A 17,819-nucleotide genomic window follows, 5' to 3' on the forward strand; every position below is an offset into this window, starting at 1 on the left:
ACAAACAGCGCAACTTGTGGTCCCTGCCTTTCGTCCGCGCTTATCAAATCATTCATTGACGAATTGTGTCAATCCATAGAAATGCCGAAGTTGTGCATGCAACTTCGCACTTGGTAGTAACGAGACGGTTCGATGAAGGCTTGGATTGGCCTTTTTTGCGCGATGTTGCGCGGGGAAGGGGTGTTTTATTCGACCGAATTGGCCGCGATGACTTGCCGAAATGCAGCTTGTTAACGGGCGGGGAAGTGTGCCCGATTTGCCACAAAACTTGGGTAAACAGTCAAAGTCCCCGCCTTGGCAGGCGGGGACTTTTTAAGCAGGCGAATTAGAACTTATACGACGCGCTCAGGTAGAACTGGCGACCCAGTGCCGACGAGTAGGACGGGTTGTAGCCAACCTGGTGCGAGCCGGCGTTACGCAGGGTGAACGGCGGATCGCGGTCGAACAGGTTGATGATGCCGCCGGTGATTTCCAGGTTCTTCAGCGGACGGTAAGCCGTCTGCAAGTCGAAGGTGGTATAGCTCGGCACCTGCAGGGTAATGCCATAGCATTCGCCCGGCTGGCCAGCCACGATCACGGCACACACGTCCGCGCTTTGCTCCTTGTCGGTGTAGCCGTTGCGGTAGTTGGCGCTCAGCGTGTGAGTCCATTGCGCCTGCTCGAAGCTGGTCGAAGCACGCACCACATGGCGGAAGCTGACCTTGTCGTTCGAGCCGTAGCGGTTCAGGCTCGATTCCCACTGGTCGTCGGTGCCCGGGGTGGTGTAGCGCGAACGCAGCAGCCAGGTGCCGGCCAGGCGGCTGGTCAGCTTGCCGTCGAACAGCTTGGTCTTGTGGGTGAAGTCATAGTCGACGCCGCGGTTCTCGACTTTGCCGATATTGATCGGCAGCAGTTTGATGGCCAGCACGTCGGCGCCGGTCGAGCCGATGTGCTTGGTGGTGAACAGGTTGGCGTACTTGGCCGGGTCGGCGAAGATCAGGCCTTCGGAGACCGACGTCACCTGGTCGCGGATTTCCACATTCCACAGGTCAAACGACATCGACAGCGCGTTGGTCGGCTCGAATACGGTGCCGATGCTCCACTGCTTGGACTTCTCCGGCTTCAGGTCCGGGTTGCCACCCTGGAAGGCTTCGAACTGCTGTCGCACCACGCCGTTGCAGTAGGAGGCCAGCGGGTGGCCGGTGCCGGTCAGCGGGCACTGGTAATTACCGCCAGTGACGCCCCAGTCTTCCAGCGGGCCGGCGATTTCCTGCATCGATGCGGCGCGGAAGCCGGTACCGGCCGCAGCGCGGAACAGCAGGTTCCTGGCCGCGGTGTACTTGGCGCTCAGTTTCCAGGTGGCGGCGTTTTCCTTGCTGCCGACCTTCTTGCCGGTCAGGTTGTTGTCGATCGCGCCGATCTGGTCGTAGCGGGCGGAGCCGGTCAGTTCCAGCGCTTTGCTGACTGGCATCACCAGCTCGGTGTAGGCACCGAAGTTGTCGCGCTCGTAAGAGCTGTCCACTTGCGGGTTGTCGAACAGGATCTGGGCGTTCTTCGCCACGTCAGCCTGCTTGACCTTGAACGAGGTGTTGCGGTAATCGACGCCAACGCCGATCTGCGCCGCACCGCCCGGCAGCTTGAACGCTTCACGAGAGGCGCGGGCATCCCAGCCCTTCATTTCCACGGTCTGGGTATTGTAGGTGCCGCTGAAGCCGGTCGACAGCAAGGTGTCGCGCATGGCTTGCGGCATTTCACCGAGGCCGTAGGCGAACGGATCGATGCTGCCGGCGTCAATCGCAGCCTGGAACTTGTCGGCCAGCGGGAAGCCGCCGACGTATTTCTGGGTCTGCTTGTTCTTGGAGTAGGTCAGGGCCGAGTTGACGTCCCAGCCGGCAACGGCGCCGTCCACGCCTGCCACCAGGTGGGTGGCCTTGGTGCCGTAGTCGTAGGTGCGGTTGCCCATTTCGTACAGGCGGTACTTGGCCACGACGGAGGTGGCGCCGGCATCCTGTTCGGCGCTCAGGTTAGGCTGGATGTACTTGTTGTACAGGGCCGAACCTTTGGCGATCGAGAAGTCGGCCGGATACGGGGCGATGGAGGCAATCACTTTCGCTTCGGTGTAGGCCAGGTCGTAGAAACCTTTGAAGCCAGTGTTGCCCAGCTTTACGCTACCGGACGAGAACAAGGCGTCGCGCTGCGTTTTCGGATTGATCTCGATGGTCGAGGCGTTGTCGAAGTAGCAGTTGCCGTCGCCGTAGAAGTCGGCATTGACCGCGGCGCACTTCCCGCCGTGGGACAGGGCGTATGGGTTCAGGTTGACGGTCTTGCTGACGCGTTCGCCGGTCGCCGGATCGATTTCGTTGGAGAGGTAGTTCACGCCGGCATTGGCTGGCAGCGAACGCGAGGAACCGTTGATGAACTGCAACTGCTTGCCGTTGGCCGGGTCGGTGAAGTTGATGATGCCGGTGCGGGCGAAGTCGCGCTGCGATGCCTTGAGCTGTTTCTGCTCATCGTGGCTGAGCGAGAAGAACACGCTGTAGCCGTCTTCGTCGATGTCGCCGAAGCCCTTGCTCAGGGAGATTGCGTTGCTGGCGCCGCCGCTCTGCTCGGGGCGCGAGTACTTGGCATTGATTTCCCAGTCGGTGGCACCCTTTTTCAGGATGAAGTTGACCACGCCGGCAATGGCGTCGGCGCCGTACAGCGCGGAGGCGCCGTCGGTCAGCACTTCGACGCGCTCGATGGCCGACAGCGGGATCGAGTTCAGGTCGATGGTGGTGCCGGAATTGGACGGGGCGATACGGCGGCCGTTCAGCAGCACCAGGGTGTAGGCGGCGCCGATATCGTGGATGGAAGCAGTGGTGACACCGCCGCCGCCGCCGCCGACCGAGTCGGCCGCGACGGAGAAGCCCTGCATGGCTGGCAATTGCTGGATGAAGTCGGTCACGGTGGACACGCCGGTCTTCTTGATGTCTTTCTGGCTGAACGACTGTACCGGCAGCGAGGATTCTGCAGCGATGCGCTTGATGCTGGAACCGGTGATTTCAACGCGCTGCATCGGCGCTTCAGGAGCTGCTTCCTGGGCAAAGGCAGCTGCGCTGCCGATGGCCAGGCTACCGGCGAACATCACGCGCAGGGAGCGCGACAGGGCTTTCTCGATGATCATTGATAAACGTCTCATTAATGAAATAGTGGGAGCGATATCAAACCACCGACTCAATAGCTTAGCAATAGATGTTTGATAAGTGAAACAAATTGAAACAATTAAGTTAGGCATAAAAAATCCCCGCCAGCTTGCGCGGGCGGGGAGCGGGAGTTGTATTTAATGCGCGATTACTTGAACTTGTAGCTGGCGGTCAGGTAGAAAGTACGGCCCAGCGGGTCGGTGTAGCGACCGTCGTAGCCAACCTGGTTGCCGCCGCCGGTGTCGCGGATCGACAGTGGAGGATCCTTGTCCAGCAGGTTGCGGATACCGCCGGTGATCGAGAAGTTCTGGTTGAAGACATACTTCGACTGCCAGTCGAGGGTGGTATATGCCTTGACCTTGCGGCCTTTCATGTCGACATAGCCGCCCAGGGTGCCGTCGTCGTTGACCGAGCGCACGCGGCCATCGTCTTCCGTGAAGTCCTTGTCGGCGTAGCCGGACTTGTAGTTCACGGTCAGCGAGTTGGCCCACTGCTCGCTCGACTTCAGCGAGAACACCAGGCGCGAGATCCAGCGGAAGGTCACGTCGTCGTACGAGTCGAAGCGGGCAATGCTGCTCTCGGTCTTGTTGGTGCCAGGATGGTCGGCATCAGGCACGGTCTTCTCGGCCTTCAGCATATAGGTCGCGCTCCAGTTCGTGGTCAGCTTGCCGATCGGGGTGGCGGCGCGGAAGGTCGCGTCCATGTCGATACCGCGATAGCGCGAGCTGGCCAGGTTCAGCGGCGACTGGGTCATGACCAGGACCTTCGATTTCTGGATCGGGTCGAAGTAGATGGTGGCGTACTTGCTGGCCAGGGCTTCGGTGCCGAACAGCATGTCCTGCGACAGGTTCTGGATCTGGTTCTTCAGGCGCACGTCCCAGAAGTCCACGCCCAGAGAGAGTGAGTCCATTGGCTCCAGGCGCATGCCGATCGAAGCCTGCTTCGAGGTTTCAGGCTTGAGCGCTTCGCCGCCGGTGGCCGGGTTGCCCACGGTCAGCAGGCCGTATTCCTGTACCCCGCGGCAGTAAGCGAAGCGTGGGTCGGCCGCGTTCTTGATCGGGCAGGCGAAGAAGTTCGACGAGCCGGCGTTCTTCAGCGGATCGGAGATGTCGTTCATGGTCGGCGCCTTGAAGCCGGTGCCGTAGGAGCCGCGCAGCATGACTTCCTTCGAAGGCTGCCAGCGTGCGGACAGCTTGAAGGTGGCCTTGGAGACGTCTTTGCCCTGCTTGCCGGCCAGCGACGGATTACCGTTCACGTCGTAGCTGGTGTTGCGCTTGTCGACTGCGTCGTAGCTGTCGTAGCGCGCCGAGGCGGTTACATCCAGGCCTTTGATCACGGGCATTTGCAGTTCGCCGAATGCACCCCAGTTATTGCGCTTGGCATCCAGCGGCTGGGAGCCGGTGCCGCCGCCGATGACGGTGTCGGTCCAGCCCGGGTTGCCCGGGCCAGGGCCCATCAGGATCCTGCTTGGCGAGTCTTCGTACTTCTGCATGGTGTAGTCGGCGCCGAGGCCGAGGGCGGCATTGCCGCCTGCCATGGCGAACACTTCACGCGAAGCGTGGGCGCTCACGACATCGAGCTTGGACTTGGTGGTCGACAGGTTTTCGTGCAGCACTGCCGGCGCCAGGACGGCGGCGGAATTCGGGTCGAAGACGTAAGGGTTGTAGGCGCCGGACTGGACCAGGGCTTCGAACTTGTCGCCGCTCATGTAGCCGCCGGCGGCCTTGTCGGTCTGCTTGTTCTGCGAATGGGTATAGGCCGCGCCGACATCCCAGCCGGCGAACTCGGAGTCCAGGCCTACCGAGAAGTGCAGCGCCTTGGTGCCCCAGTCGTCGGTACGGCCGCCCGCGTCACGCGCGCGGTAGTACAGGTAGGCGTCGGTCACCGCGTTCGGATCGATGCCCTGGCCAGCCAGCAACGGCTCCACCGATTTCTTGTAAGGCACGATGTAGACCGGGCTGATGGTCTTCACGTGGGTTTCCGGATCGGTGCTCATGGTGGTCAGCGGCTGCGCCGGTGCTGCATAGCGGGCGGTGCTGGTGAACTTGGAGTAGACGAACTCGCCGGTCAGGCGGGTCTTGTCGGAGATCTTCAGCGCGCCGGAGGTGAACAGGCTGTCGCGCTTCAGTTCCGGCAGCAGTTCCACGGTAGCCGCGTAGTCGTAGCGGCAGACGCCGCCGCGTGCGAAGGTGTTGGGGCCGTTGCACTTGCCGGTGTTGACCAGGTCCGGCGAGAAGGTCGCTTCGACGTCGGGGCCGTTGAATACATCGGCATTGGCCGGGATCGAGTTGATCGAGTTCTGCCAGGTGGCGTATTGCTTGCCTTCCTTGCTGAATTTGACCACGCCGGATTTGGAGAAGTCACGCTGGCTCGCGCTCAGTGCCTTGCTCTGGTCGTGGCTGTAAGCCAGCATGACGTTGAAGCCGTCGCTGTCGTAGTTGCCGAAGCCTTTGGTGAGCGAAAAATTGGAACTCTGGCCGCCTTTTTCCTGCGGACGGTTGTAGGTGGCGTCGATGCTCAGGTCGTTCTGGTTTTTCTTCAGGATGAAGTTGACCACGCCGGCAATGGCGTCCGAGCCGTACAGGGTGGAAGCGCCGTCGGTCAGGATCTCGACGCGCTCGACCGCTGCCAGCGGGATGGAGGCCAGGTTGACGGCGCTGCCGGTGCCGTATGGCGCCATGCGCTTGCCGTTCAACAGTACCAGGGTGTAGTCGGTACCGATCGAGTGCACCGATGCGCTTTGTACGCCGCCGCCGCCGCCGTTGATGGAGGCGGACGAGGTGATCATGCCCTGCATCGATGGCAGCAGGGCGACCAGGTCGGCCACGTTCTGCACGCCGGTTTGATCGATGTCTTTGCGGCTCAGGGTCTGGATCGGCAGCGCACCCTCCTGGGCGATGCGTTTGATCGACGAACCGGTAATCTCAACGCGCTGGATAGCGGCATCAGTTTGCTGGGCGAAAACTGGTGCGCAGACTCCGGCTGCCAGCAGGCCGCTGGCGCACGCCAGGCGGATTGCATATGACAGGGTGTTCTCTTTCATCATAATTCTTAGATCTCCCAGAAGTTGGACTGTTCTTTGCGTTTGCGCAAAACCTAGCAATAGGCTGTTGGTACTTTCTTGCAAGAGTTCTTTGCTTGCAATCTTTTTGAAATAAAAAGCCACAAGCTGTTACAAAAGCGCAACATTGCACGTTTTTGTCGGAAAAAGGGAATGATGAAAGATGTCGGCGTTTTTGCGCAAAATAGCGGTTTTTGTAAGATGCTTAGCGAATGAAATGCAGGTGATTTGGTCCTGTATATTTCGCTTTGTAACTGTTTAGATACAAGAGGCTTGTGTACACAACTTGAGTAATCTTCAATCGTCGGGACAAAAAAAACGGCACCGAAGTGCCGTTTTTGTGTGCTTCAAGCCGAGCGGCTTAGAAGAACTTGTACTGGGCGCCGAGCTTGAAGTAGCGGCCAATGGCGCCGGAAGCGTCCATCGGGTTGTAGCTCATGCCACCGTAGGTCAGCGGATCGAGTGGAGCGATCTTGTCGGTCACGTTGTTGATCGAAGCGAACACCGTGAACTGCTTGTTCACGTTGTAGCGCGCCGACATGTCCAGGGTGGTGAACGATGCGATCTTGCAACCGTTGGTGCCTGGCTGGCCGTTGGCCAGCTTGGAGGCGCACAGGTCGCCGGCGAACAGGACGTTGTCCATGCTGTCGCGGTAGTTGACGATACCGGCAACGTTCCAGTCGCCGTAGTCCCACGATGCATTCAGGTTCATCTTGTTCTTAGGCGTACCGGCGCAGTTCGAGGTATCGCAGTTGCCGTGGGTGCCGTTGAACTGGTACACGGTGGTTGCGGACTCGTGGCGCTTCCAGGACGCGGTGTGGGTCCAGACGAAGCCCAGGTTGGCGCGGCCGTAGCTGCCGAGGCGGATGCGCTGCTTGATGTCCAGGTCGATGCCGCTGACTTCGGTGAAGCTGGAGTTGCGGTATGGCGCCTGGGTCAGCACCAGGGTGCCGGTGCCAGGAATCGCTACGCCGTTGACGACCAGGTTGTTGTCGTTGCGGATCGCGGTTGGCAGGGCAGCTGCTTCGTTGTATGGCAGCGGGTTGATCTCGTCGCTACGCTTGATCTTCCATGCATCCAGCGCCAGGCTGGTGCCATCGAACGGATCCCACACCACACCCAGGGTCGAGCCCTTCGAGGTTTCCGGACGCAGCGAAGCGCTGCCGACCTTGACTGCGGCGACCGGGATCGCGCAGTCGGTGGTGGTGGCGCCGCCGGCTGCCGGGGTGCCGCCTGGGCAGCGGATCGGGTCGCGCACGGTCGAGGTGCCGGTCGATTGCGACAGCGGCGAACCTTCAGCTGGGCCAGGAGCACGGAAGCCTTCGGTGTAAGTACCGCGCAGGGCGAAGGACTTGACCGGGGTCCACTTGAAGCCGGCTTTCGGGGTGGTGGACTTGAAGTTGTCGTACTTGTCGTAACGTACGGCAGCGCTCAGTTCCAGGCCCTTCAGCACCGGGGCAGCCAGTTCGGCGAACACTGCCGAAACCTTGTTGTCGCCGAAGGCAGCTACGTAGGAAGAGTTGATCGAACCGTCAATGGAGCCGGACAGCGATGGGTTTTCCAGCTTTTCACGGCGGTGTTCGGCACCGACTGCCAGGCCCAGGTTGCCGCCTGGCAGGGCGAACAGTTCACGCGAAGCGTGGAAGTCGATCACGTCCAGCTTGGTGGTCGAATCGGAGGTCGCGCTGGTGACCAAGGCCGAGTACAGGGCGGCCGAATTCTTGCTCGCTTCGGTGCCAATGTAGTACCAGCCGTACTTGGTCGGGTCGCTCATCGCCGTACGCAGCACGCTCAGGTTCAGCATATTGCTGTAGTCCAGGTGCAGCTTGGACTTGGAGTGGGTCAGGCCGCCGTCGTAATCCCAGCCTGCGAACGAACCCTTGACACCCAGCACGAAGCGGTTGAACTCGTTATTGGCGGAGCGGGTGCTCGGGCCGATGTCGAAGGCTGTGTAGCGTACGCGGGTGGCAGCGCCATATGGATTCTGCGGGTGGTTTGCGCCCATCAGTGCCAGCGAACCGTAGTTCACAAAGCCCAGCGGGTTGGTGGCGTTCGGCGGGAAGGCCACAGTCGGGGTGATCGATGGCGGGGTCAGGGTAAAGGCGGTATCGCGCTTCGAGTAGCCGACTTCGGCATACACCTGGGTGTTGTCGTTCACCTGCCACGTGCCGCGGGTGTACAGGTTGATCGATTCGATCTCCGGCTGCATGTCGCGGAACTGGTCCTGGTGCCACAGGCAGCCACCGTTGGCGCCGGCCTGGTTCGCGGTGGTACTCAGCAACGAGCAGCCTGGCAGGCCGACGTAATCGAGCGTGGCCGGGTTGCGGATGGCGCCAGCAGGGCCTGCCGAAGCGTTGTTGTTGCCGGCGATGTAGCCGCCTGCGAACTGGGTGCCGATCGGGAAGCCGTACGGACGCAGGTCGCCCTTGCCGATGTGGCCGCGGTCCTTGCGGTCGCTGTTTTTCAGGCGATCCGAATCCATGAACTCAGCATTGACGACCCAGTTGTACTTGTTGTCGTCCAGGTTGCCCAGGCCGTAGGTGATGGACGCCTTGTTCTGCTTGCCGTCGTCGTAGCGCGACCAGCCGGTATCGCCCTTGACTTGCAGGCCTTCGAAGTCCTTGCGCAGGATGATGTTGACCACGCCGGCAATCGCGTCTGCGCCGTAGGTGGAGGAAGCGCCGTCTTTCAGGATTTCAATGCGCTCGACGATCTGCATCGGCACGGTCGACAGGTCGGTGAAGCTCTTCTGGCCGTCGTCGGCACGGGCGAACGGCGCCATGCGGCGGCCATTCAGCAGCACCAGGGTCGACGTCGCACCAAGGCCGCGCAGGGAAATCGCGGTGGAGCCTGCAGCGAAGCCGTTGCCGAAACCGGTCGGCAGCGAACCTGCGCCGTCAACGGTCAGGGTCTGCAGGTATTCGGCCACGGTGGCCTTGCCGGACTTCATCAGGTCTTCCTTGCTGATGACCTGGATCGGCGATGCAGTTTCCTGGGTCGCGCGCTTGATGCTCGAACCGGTCACTTCCACGCGCTGCATTGGCGCTGGTGCTTCCTGGGCAAAGACAGGGGCGGCTATGGTGGCGAGCATACCGCCGGCGCAAACCAGCCGTACGGAACGAGCCATGATTTTTTCCATCATGTTTGCTATCTCCAAAAATTTGGAATAAAAAGACGAGCTACAGCTATTGACTACTGCTTCGGCGCTCCCATTCGAAGGAACCATCTAGGTGATTCCTCGGAGAAAGATGAGAGCATTTGGGCTAACATTGCGTCAATTAAAAACTGGTAAGCGATACATTTTTCAGACGAACCGTCTCATTTATGAAACGATACTACGTGAACCACTTATAGAATAATTGCCAAGGATGATTTCATTTTTGATACGTCGCACCTGGCAAATGGCGCCGACTCTGCTGGGCGTGGTGCTGCTGGTGTTTTTGCTGTTCAACTGGGTTGGCGGCGACCCGGCCTACTTGCTGGCCGGCAAGATGTCTGATGCTGCCAGCATCGAAAATATCCGCCGCCAGCTGGGGGTGGACCAGCCTTGGTACGTGCAACTCGGCATCTTCCTGAAGCAGATCGCCACCTTCGATTTCGGCCAGAGCTGGGCCACGGGAGAGGCGGTGGCGGACATCATCACGAGCCGGCTCGGGCCTTCGCTGACGGTGCTGGTGCCGCTGACAGTGCTGGAGACTGTGCTTGGCATCGCGCTGGCGCTGGCGCTCGCCTTCCTGCGCGGCACGCTGGCGGACCGTGCAGTCATGCTGGCATGCACGGTGGGCATGTCGATCTCGATCCTGGTCTACATCATCGTGTTCCAGTACTGGCTCGCCTATCAGGCCGGCTGGTTTCCGGTGCAGGGCTGGGGCAGCAGCCTGCTGGAGAACCTGCGTTTTGCCGCATTGCCGATCCTGATCGGGCTGGCCGTATCGCTGGCGCCCACCTTGCGCCTGTACCGCAGCTTCGTGCTGGACGAAGTGGGCCAGGACTACGTGCGCACGGCGCGCGCAAAAGGCCTGCCTGAGCGGCGCGTCATGTGGGTGCATGTGCTGCGCAACGCGGCGATCCCGATCATCACCCATGTGATGGCCAACCTGCCGGCCATGCTGATCGGCGCCTTCCTGCTGGAGCGCTTTTTCGGCATCCCGGGCATCGGGCGCGAAGTGATCCTGGCGGTGGAGCGCTCCGATTTCCCCGTCATCAAGGCGATTACCGTCTACGTTGCCGTGGCCACCATGGTATTCAACCTGCTGACCGACGTGCTGTACCAGGCTGTCGATCCGCGCGTACAGCTCAAGTAAGGACCGCACATGCACGCAATTCATGATTCGGCCGGCCTGTGGACCCTGGCCTGGCGCCGCCTGCGGGCGGACCGGCTGGCCATGGCGGCGCTGGCGGTGGTGGCGGCCTTCCTGCTCCTGCTTGCGGCCTCCGCCAGCGGCATGGTGGCCGCGGGCTGGGAGGAGGAGGTCGCGCTCAATTACGCGCCGCCGACGTTTGCCGCGCCGCGCGCCGCGCCGCCGCCGTCCAGCGCGCCGGGCGTGCCGGGCGCTGCGGACAGCGCACCGCCCGCCAACGAATTCGACCCCTTGGCCGCCGACCTGCGCGAGCTGCGTGCCACCCTGGGCAAAGCCGTCGCGGAGCCGGCCGCCGGGCGCGCGCCAAGCCTGCCGTTCGGCGCCGACAAATGGGGCCACGACATCATTTTGAAGACCATCAAGGGCGGCGAGACCTCCATCGTGGTGGGGCTGGCCGCAGCCACGCTGGCGGTCGGCTTGGGCACGCTGTTCGGCGCAGTTTCCGGCTTTTATGGCGGAATAGTGGATGATTTCTTCAACTGGTTCTACAACGTGTTCACCTCGATCCCCTCGATCCTGATGATCCTGACCGTGGCCGCGGTGCTGCAGCAGAAAGGCGTGCTGACTATCGTCCTGATCCTCGGGCTGACCGGCTGGACCGGCCCTTACCGCCTGATCCGCGCCGAGTACATCAAGCACAAGGCGCGCGAATACGTGATGGCGGCGGATGCCATCGGGGCATCGGCCTGGCGCAAGATGTTCAGCCACATCTTCCCCAATGTCAGCCACGTGGCGCTGGTGCAGGTGTCGATCCTGGTGGTGGGTTTCATCAAGGCGGAGGTCATCCTGTCCTTCCTCGGCTTCGGTGTGCCGGTCGGTGTGGTGAGCTGGGGCTCGATGCTGAACGAAGCCCAAAGTGAACTAATCCTCGGCAAATGGTGGCAACTGGCTGCTGCCTCCAGCGCCATGGCCTTGTTGGTGACGGCCTTCTCCCTGTTCGCCGACGCCCTGCGCGACGCGCTCGATCCCAAGGTGAAATGACATGCTGCTACAGGTCCGCAATTTGCGCATCCGCTTCCGCACCGACAAGAACAATACGGTCGAAGCGGTGAAGGGCGTTTCCTTCGATATCCCGCACAACCGCACGGTGGCCCTGGTGGGCGAATCGGGCAGCGGCAAGTCGGTCAGCTCGCTGGCGGTCATGGGCCTGCTGCCGCCGCAGACGACCTTGATCGACGCGCAAAGCAGCGTGCTGTTCGAGGGCCGCGAAGTGCTGCACCAGTCGGCTGCCGAACGCCGCGCCATGTGCGGCAAGGAGATTGCGATGATTTTCCAGGAGCCGATGTCGTCGCTGAACCCGGTGTTCACGGTCGGATTCCAGATCGGCGAAGTGCTGCGCCTGCACATGGGGATGGACCGGCGCAGCGCCCGCGTCCGTACGCTGGAACTGCTGGAGGAGGTCGGCATCGCCGATGCTGCGACCAGGATCGATGCCTACCCGGGCCAGATGTCGGGCGGCCAGCAGCAGCGCGTGATGATCGCCATGGCAATTGCCTGCAAGCCCAGGCTGCTGATCGCCGACGAGCCCACCACTGCGCTGGACGTAACGATCCAGAAGCAGATCATGGAGCTGATTGCCGGCCTGCAGAAAAAGCACCAGATGTCGGTGCTGTTCATCACCCACGACCTGGGCCTGGTGGCGGAGATCGCCGATGACGTGATCGTGATGCGCCACGGCGAAGTGCGCGAAAGCGGCAATGCGCGCGCCGTATTCGCCGAACCGGCAGACCTGTACACCCGTGCGCTGCTGCACTGCCGGCCGTCGCTCGACGCGCGCCCGCTGCGGCTGCCGGTGATCAACGATTACATGGAGGGGCGTTTCGGCGCCGCCGAACAGCAGCCGCAGCGTACGCGCGGCAGCGCCCCGGATGACGATATCGTGCTGGACGTGCAGGGCCTGAAAAAAAGCTTCTGGCTGCGCGAAGGCCTGTTCGGCAAGCGCGAACTACAGGCCGTCAAAGGCGTGTCGTTCAAGCTGGCGCGCGGCACGACGCTGGGCGTGGTGGGCGAATCGGGCAGCGGCAAGTCCACCGTCGGCCTGACCCTGCTGCGCCTGCATCAGGCGACAGGCGGCAGCGCCCTGTTCGAGGGACGCGACCTGCTGACCATGAGTGCCAGGGAATTCCAGCCGTTCAAGCGCCGCATCCAGATCATTTTCCAGAATCCGTATGCCTCGCTGAACCCGCGCTTCACTGTGGGCCAGATCCTGCTGGAGCCGATGCGGCTGCACGCCATCGGCGCCAGCGACGCGGAGCGCACGCAGATGGCGCTGGCGCTGCTGGAGAGGGTAGGGTTGCCGCAGCAAGCCTGCCATCGCTATCCGCACGAATTCTCAGGCGGCCAGCGGCAGCGCATCGCCATCGCGCGCTGCCTGGCGATGAAGCCTGAAATCCTGGTGTGCGACGAATCGGTGTCGGCACTGGATGTGTCGGTGCAGGCGCAGGTGCTGAACCTGCTGCAGGACCTGCAGGACGAATTCGGCCTGTCCTATATCTTTATCTCGCACGACCTGTCGGTGGTGAAGTACATTTCCGACCAGGTGATGGTGATGCACAAGGGGGAAGTGGTGGAAATGGCCGATTCCGATGAACTCTATCGCAATCCCCGGCATCCCTATACGCGTTCGCTGCTGGCGGCCATTCCCAGGGCTGCTTGATCGGCCCATGTAAAGCTGGCACACTGGCCATCTGCGCTGCATACCGCAGCGCCCCGGCCGGAGCAGGTCTTTGCGTTCGAACAAAGTTGCCTCCATCGCATTATTGGTCAGCGTGGCGTTGACGACCATCGTCAGCGCCGTGCTGCTGGTGTTCGCCGCCTACTCCTACAATTCCGCGAGCAGCAAGCGCTGGCAGGAGCTGCAGCGCGTGCTGAATATCAGCGCCGACCAGCTGGCTCTGGGTGTGGCCATGCCGGCCTGGAACTTCGACGACAAGCAGGTGCTGTCCATCATGCGCGCCAGCATGAACCAGCGCGACCTGCATGCGATCGTGTTGTACGGCAGCGGCAGCAAGCGTGAGCAGGTGGTGCAGCGTGGCGCAGGCGACAAGCTGGAAACCAGCCTGCCGCTGGCGACCATGCCCGACATGCTGGTGGCCCAGCGCCCGATCGTGGTCGATGGCGCCACCATCGGCACCATCAAAGTCTTCGCCACGCCCGCCTATATGCGGCAGGACCTGCAGGACCAGCGCCGCTCCAACCTGGTTGCGATCCTGGTGCTGGCGGCGGTACTGGTCACCAGCCTGTATGGCTTGCTGTGGTTCCTGATCCTGCGGCCGCTGAAGGCGGTCGGCCAGTACGTCATGGGCGACACGCCGCAAAAAGCCTGGTTCTACGGCGAACTGCGCACCCTGAAGGACTCCATCCACAAGATGTGGGAACTGCTCGATAGCCGCTACCGCTCCATGCGCGAAAGCGAAGAGCGCCTGAGCGTGGCCACCCGCGCTGCCCGCATCGGCATCTGGGACTGGGACGTGATCTACGATGAACTGATCCAGGACGACGAGATCATGCGCCAGTATGGCTTGGGCACCCGGCTGGGAGGGGGCAATTACAAGGCCTGGCTGGAACGCGTAGTGCCGGAAGACCGCGAGCGCGCCCGCGCCGAGGTGGCGGCCGCCCTGACCGGCGAGCGCGACTTCTCCCTGCAGTTCCGCGTGCGCCGGCCTGACGGCACCCTGCGCCACCTGCGTTCGATGGCGCGTTCCTTCCGCGATGTGCAGGGCAAGGTGGTGCGCATGGTGGGCGTCAGCATCGACGTGACCGAGGCCACCGAAAGCGAGCAGGAATTGCGGCGCCACCGCAGCCACCTGGAAGAACTGGTGAGCGAGCGCACGGCGGCCCTGTCGGTCGCCGTCGCGGAGGCGCAGGCGGCCAGCCGCGCCAAGAGTGTGTTCCTGTCCACCATGAGCCATGAACTGCGCACGCCGTTGAATGCCGTGATCGGTTTTTCGCGCCTGATGGCGCAATCGAGCACCATGACGGCCGATGAAAAGCGCAATATGGCGATCATCCATCGCAGCGGGCAGCATTTGCTGGCTTTGATCAACGACATCCTCGAGCTGTCCAGGATCGAGGCCGGCGGCGTCAGCGTGCAGCGGGAAGCGGTCGATGTGGCGCAACTGCTGCGCGATGTGTGCGATATGGTGGGCGAGCGCGCCGCACAGGCCGGGGTGGTCCTGAAACTTGAATGCGGCGCCTTGCCGCGCGCCTTGACGATGGATGGCGCCAAAGTGCGCCATGTGCTGCTCAACCTGGTCACCAGCGCGCTCAAATTTGCGCACGATGGCACGGTCAGGCTTTCGCTGCGTCCGACCGTCCTGCCGGGCGGGCGGCACGGCCTGGCATTCGCGGTGCATGCCGCGCGGGCCGGGATTCCCGAGGATCCGGGCCTTGGCCTGGCCATTTCGCGCCAGTACGTGCGCATCATGGGTGGTGAACTGGAAATCGAGGCAGCGCCGCCGCCGGGCGAGGGAACGGTATTCCGCTTCACCATCGAGGCGGAAGAAGCCGATGCCGGGGCGCCGTTGGCGCGCCTGCCACAGTTGGCGCCAAAGCACCAGGGGCGGCGCATCCTGGTGGTCGATGATGGTGGCGAGGGGCGCCACCTGTTGCGCAGTATGCTGGTGCCGGCCGGCTTCGACGTGCGGGAGGCGTCGGATGGCGTGGAAGCACTGGACGCGATTGCGGCATCGCAGCCGGAGCTGGTCTTGATGGACTGGCGCATGCCGGTACTGGACGGGCTGGAAACGACGCGCCGCCTGCGCGCCGACCACAGCCTGCCGCAGCCGCGCGTGGTATTGCTGACGGCGTCTGCCTTCGGCGGCGAGCGGCAGCAGGCGCAGGCGGCCGGCGCCGACGACTTCCTGCATAAGCCGGTGGAGCAGGACAAGCTGTTCCGCATGCTGCAGCAACTGCTCTCGCTGCAGTATGTCGAGGGGGTCCTGCCTTAGCCCCCCGTTTTGCGCTACCATAGGCGAACTATGGCTAACCTAATTACCTTGTTGCAGCAGTATGGTGTCCTGATCGTCTTTGCCGTGGTGCTGGTCGAACAGATGGGGTTGCCAATTCCTGCCTATCCAGTGCTGATCGTGGCCGGTGCCCTGGCCATCGATAACAGCAACAGCGCGCCGTTTCCCGTGGTACTGGGCGTTGCCATGCTGGCATGCCTGCTCAGCGATTTCTTCTGGTTCCGCGCCGGCCGCCGCTTTGGCAAGCGCATCCTCAAGCTGCTGTGCAAGATCTCGCTGTCGCCGGATTACTGCGTCAGCCAGACGGAAGACAATTTCCGCAAATGGGGCCCGAAGTCGATGGTGGTGGCCAAATTCATCCCCGGCTTCAATACCATTGCGCCGCCGATGGCCGGCGCGCTCGGCACGGGCATGCCGACCTTCCTTGGTTTCAGCCTGCTGGGTGGATTGCTGTGGAGCGCCACCGGCCTGCTGATCGGCGCCTATTTCCATGCCGATGTCGATAAAGTACTCGACGTGCTGTCGACCATGGGATCGACGGCGCTGACGGTGCTGGTAATCCTGCTCGGCCTGTTCGTGCTGGCCAAGTTCATCGAGCGCCGCCGCTTCCAGAAGGCGATGCAGACCGAGCGTATCAGCATCGCTGAACTGAAGGAACTGCTCGATTCCGGCCACGACCCGGTGATGGTGGATGCGCGCAGCGCTACCGCGCAAATGCTCGACCCGCCGGTGCCGGGAGCCTTGCTGGTGGGGGCGAGCGACCCGCTGGCCGTGATCAAGTCCTTGCCGAAGGACCGCCACATCATCGTCTACTGCAGCTGCCCGAATGATGTTACTGCCGCCAAGCTGGCGAAGCAGCTGCATTCCCACGGCTACAAGCGCGCCAAGCCTTTGCACGGCGGCCTCGATGCCTGGAATACCGCTTTCCGCGGCGAAAGCGAATCTGCCGTAATTGCCGAACATGTGCCGGACGGCCTTACGCCCGCAGATTCCCGCCATTAAATCGTGAACGCCGACCTGCCGCATGCCCTTCCGGGCAGGGCGGCGCTTGCCTGCCGGGGATGGGGTGAGTAGTCATACTACCTGCGATATATCCCGCTATGTAGCATCCGAACCTAATTTACCTCGTTCTTGTACTCAAACTACAAAGAAATCCTTGCGTCCTGGCTAACATATCCCTTAGCATTAAGGCTCAACTTAACTGCTTGCGCCCATGACTGTTCAGACCAACTTCGCAACGCCTGCCACCTTCCCAAGCCCGCGCCTGCTGGCCGACGTCGGCGGTACCAATGCCCGGTTTGCGCTGGAGCTGGCGCCTGGCAGGATTGATAACATCCATGTGCTGTCCGGTGCCGCCCATGCAACGCTGGGTGCGGCGCTGAAAGCCTACCTGGCGCTGCCGGATGTGGTGGCCGCGGCCGGCCTGGGTGTGCGCCATGGTGCGATCGCGATTGCCAATCCGGTCAATGGCGATTACGTCAGGATGACCAATCACCACTGGGAGTTTTCGATCGAGGCGCTGCGCCTGGAGGTTGGCTTTGAGGTGCTGGTGGTGGCCAATGATTTCACCGCTCTGGCGCGCTCGCTGCCGCTGCTGGCGGAGGGCCAGAAACGCCAGGTCGGGGGCGGCCTGCCGCAGGCCGGCGCGCCGCTGGGACTGATCGGCGCCGGTACCGGCCTGGGTGTGTCGGGCCTGATCCCGTCGGCGTCGGGCTGGACCGCGCTGCTGAGCGAGGGCGGCCATGTCAGCTTCCCGCCCATGAATCCGGAAGAAGTGGCGATCTTGCAATATGCATGGACAGAATTCCCGCATGTGTCGGCAGAGCGTTTGCTGTCAGGCGTGGGGATCGAGCTGATTTACCGTGCGCTGGTGGCCCGGCGCGGCCATGATGAGCCGGTGCTGCCGGCGCCGGAAATTGCGCGCCGGGCGCTGGCTGGCGAATGCCCGCTGTGCGACGACGCGATCGAACACTTCTGTACCATGCTCGGCACCATTGCCGGCAACCTGGGCGTGACCCTGGGGGCAACCGGCGGTATATATATTGGCGGCGGCATCGTGCCGCGCCTGGGCGATCGCTTCGATCGCTCCGGCTTCCGTGCGCGCTTTGAGGAAAAAGGGCGCTTCAATCAATACCTGGCGGCCATCCCCACCTATGTAATTACTGCCGAGTACCCGGCCTTTGTTGGTGTTTCGGCAATACTGTCCGAGCGCCTCGCCGGTTAAGCGAATTCAGGCTTTTACACTTCTTCCCGGTTTTATCGGGTACAA

General features: G+C 62.3%; 9 protein-coding genes. 6 read left to right on the forward strand and 3 right to left on the reverse strand.

Translation table 11 applies throughout. The features are described 5' to 3' along the window. Positions 1–325: 325 nt before the first annotated feature. The 3 genes from ASD07_RS17660 to ASD07_RS17670 all read right to left on the reverse strand — a co-directional run bounded on the left by ASD07_RS17660 (position 326) and on the right by ASD07_RS17670 (position 9,349). Positions 326–3,142, reverse strand: a complete 2,817-nt coding sequence (locus tag ASD07_RS17660) for a TonB-dependent receptor (protein ID WP_055933205.1) — start codon at positions 3,140–3,142, stop codon at positions 326–328. Positions 3,143–3,309: 167 nt separating this feature from the next. Next, positions 3,310–6,207: a TonB-dependent receptor gene (locus tag ASD07_RS17665; protein WP_055933209.1), complete on the reverse strand. Its 2,898-nt coding sequence runs from the start codon at positions 6,205–6,207 to the stop codon at positions 3,310–3,312. Between the two features lie 376 nt (positions 6,208–6,583). Further along, on the reverse strand, positions 6,584–9,349 hold the full coding sequence (locus ASD07_RS17670) for a TonB-dependent receptor (protein WP_055933570.1): 2,766 nt from the start codon (positions 9,347–9,349) through the stop codon (positions 6,584–6,586). Positions 9,350–9,590: 241 nt separating this feature from the next. Between ASD07_RS17670 and ASD07_RS17675 the strand changes: the two genes are divergently transcribed. The 6 genes from ASD07_RS17675 (at position 9,591) to ASD07_RS17700 (ending at position 17,774) form a co-directional block, all read left to right on the forward strand. Further along, the gene (locus ASD07_RS17675; RefSeq protein ID WP_055933212.1) at positions 9,591–10,526 is read left to right on the forward strand and encodes an ABC transporter permease; all 936 of its coding nucleotides are present in this window, start codon (positions 9,591–9,593) and stop codon (positions 10,524–10,526) included. 9 nt (positions 10,527–10,535) lie between these two features. Then, positions 10,536–11,564 (forward strand): ABC transporter permease, encoded by a 1,029-nt coding sequence (locus ASD07_RS17680; RefSeq protein ID WP_055933215.1) that lies wholly within the window; start codon positions 10,536–10,538, stop codon positions 11,562–11,564. A gap of 1 nt (position 11,565) precedes the next feature. Beyond that, positions 11,566–13,239, forward strand: a complete 1,674-nt coding sequence (locus ASD07_RS17685; protein ID WP_055933218.1) for an ABC transporter ATP-binding protein — start codon at positions 11,566–11,568, stop codon at positions 13,237–13,239. A 70-nt stretch (positions 13,240–13,309) separates the two neighbouring features. Continuing rightward, entirely contained in the window at positions 13,310–15,532 is a 2,223-nt protein-coding gene (locus tag ASD07_RS17690) for a response regulator (RefSeq protein WP_055933221.1), read from the forward strand. Between the two features lie 30 nt (positions 15,533–15,562). Next, positions 15,563–16,552: a VTT domain-containing protein gene (locus tag ASD07_RS17695; protein WP_055933224.1), complete on the forward strand. Its 990-nt coding sequence runs from the start codon at positions 15,563–15,565 to the stop codon at positions 16,550–16,552. 211 nt (positions 16,553–16,763) lie between these two features. Continuing rightward, complete coding sequence (locus ASD07_RS17700) at positions 16,764–17,774, forward strand: glucokinase (RefSeq protein ID WP_055933227.1); 1,011 nt, start codon at positions 16,764–16,766, stop codon at positions 17,772–17,774. The last annotated feature ends 45 nt before the right edge of the window (positions 17,775–17,819 follow it).

It is taken from the genome of Duganella sp. Root336D2 (assembly GCF_001425005.1).
Classification (GTDB): domain Bacteria; phylum Pseudomonadota; class Gammaproteobacteria; order Burkholderiales; family Burkholderiaceae_D; genus Rugamonas.

Coding starts and splice junctions, on each gene's coding strand:
- ASD07_RS17660 (WP_055933205.1), bottom strand. CDS start 3,142: ATGATCATCGAGAAAGCCCTGTCGCGCTCCCTGCGCGTGATGTTCGCC.
- ASD07_RS17665 (WP_055933209.1), bottom strand. CDS start 6,207: ATGATGAAAGAGAACACCCTGTCATATGCAATCCGCCTGGCGTGCGCC.
- ASD07_RS17670 (WP_055933570.1), bottom strand. CDS start 9,349: ATGGCTCGTTCCGTACGGCTGGTTTGCGCCGGCGGTATGCTCGCCACC.
- ASD07_RS17675 (WP_055933212.1), top strand. CDS start 9,591: ATGATTTCATTTTTGATACGTCGCACCTGGCAAATGGCGCCGACTCTG.
- ASD07_RS17680 (WP_055933215.1), top strand. CDS start 10,536: ATGCACGCAATTCATGATTCGGCCGGCCTGTGGACCCTGGCCTGGCGC.
- ASD07_RS17685 (WP_055933218.1), top strand. CDS start 11,566: ATGCTGCTACAGGTCCGCAATTTGCGCATCCGCTTCCGCACCGACAAG.
- ASD07_RS17695 (WP_055933224.1), top strand. CDS start 15,563: ATGGCTAACCTAATTACCTTGTTGCAGCAGTATGGTGTCCTGATCGTC.
- ASD07_RS17700 (WP_055933227.1), top strand. CDS start 16,764: ATGACTGTTCAGACCAACTTCGCAACGCCTGCCACCTTCCCAAGCCCG.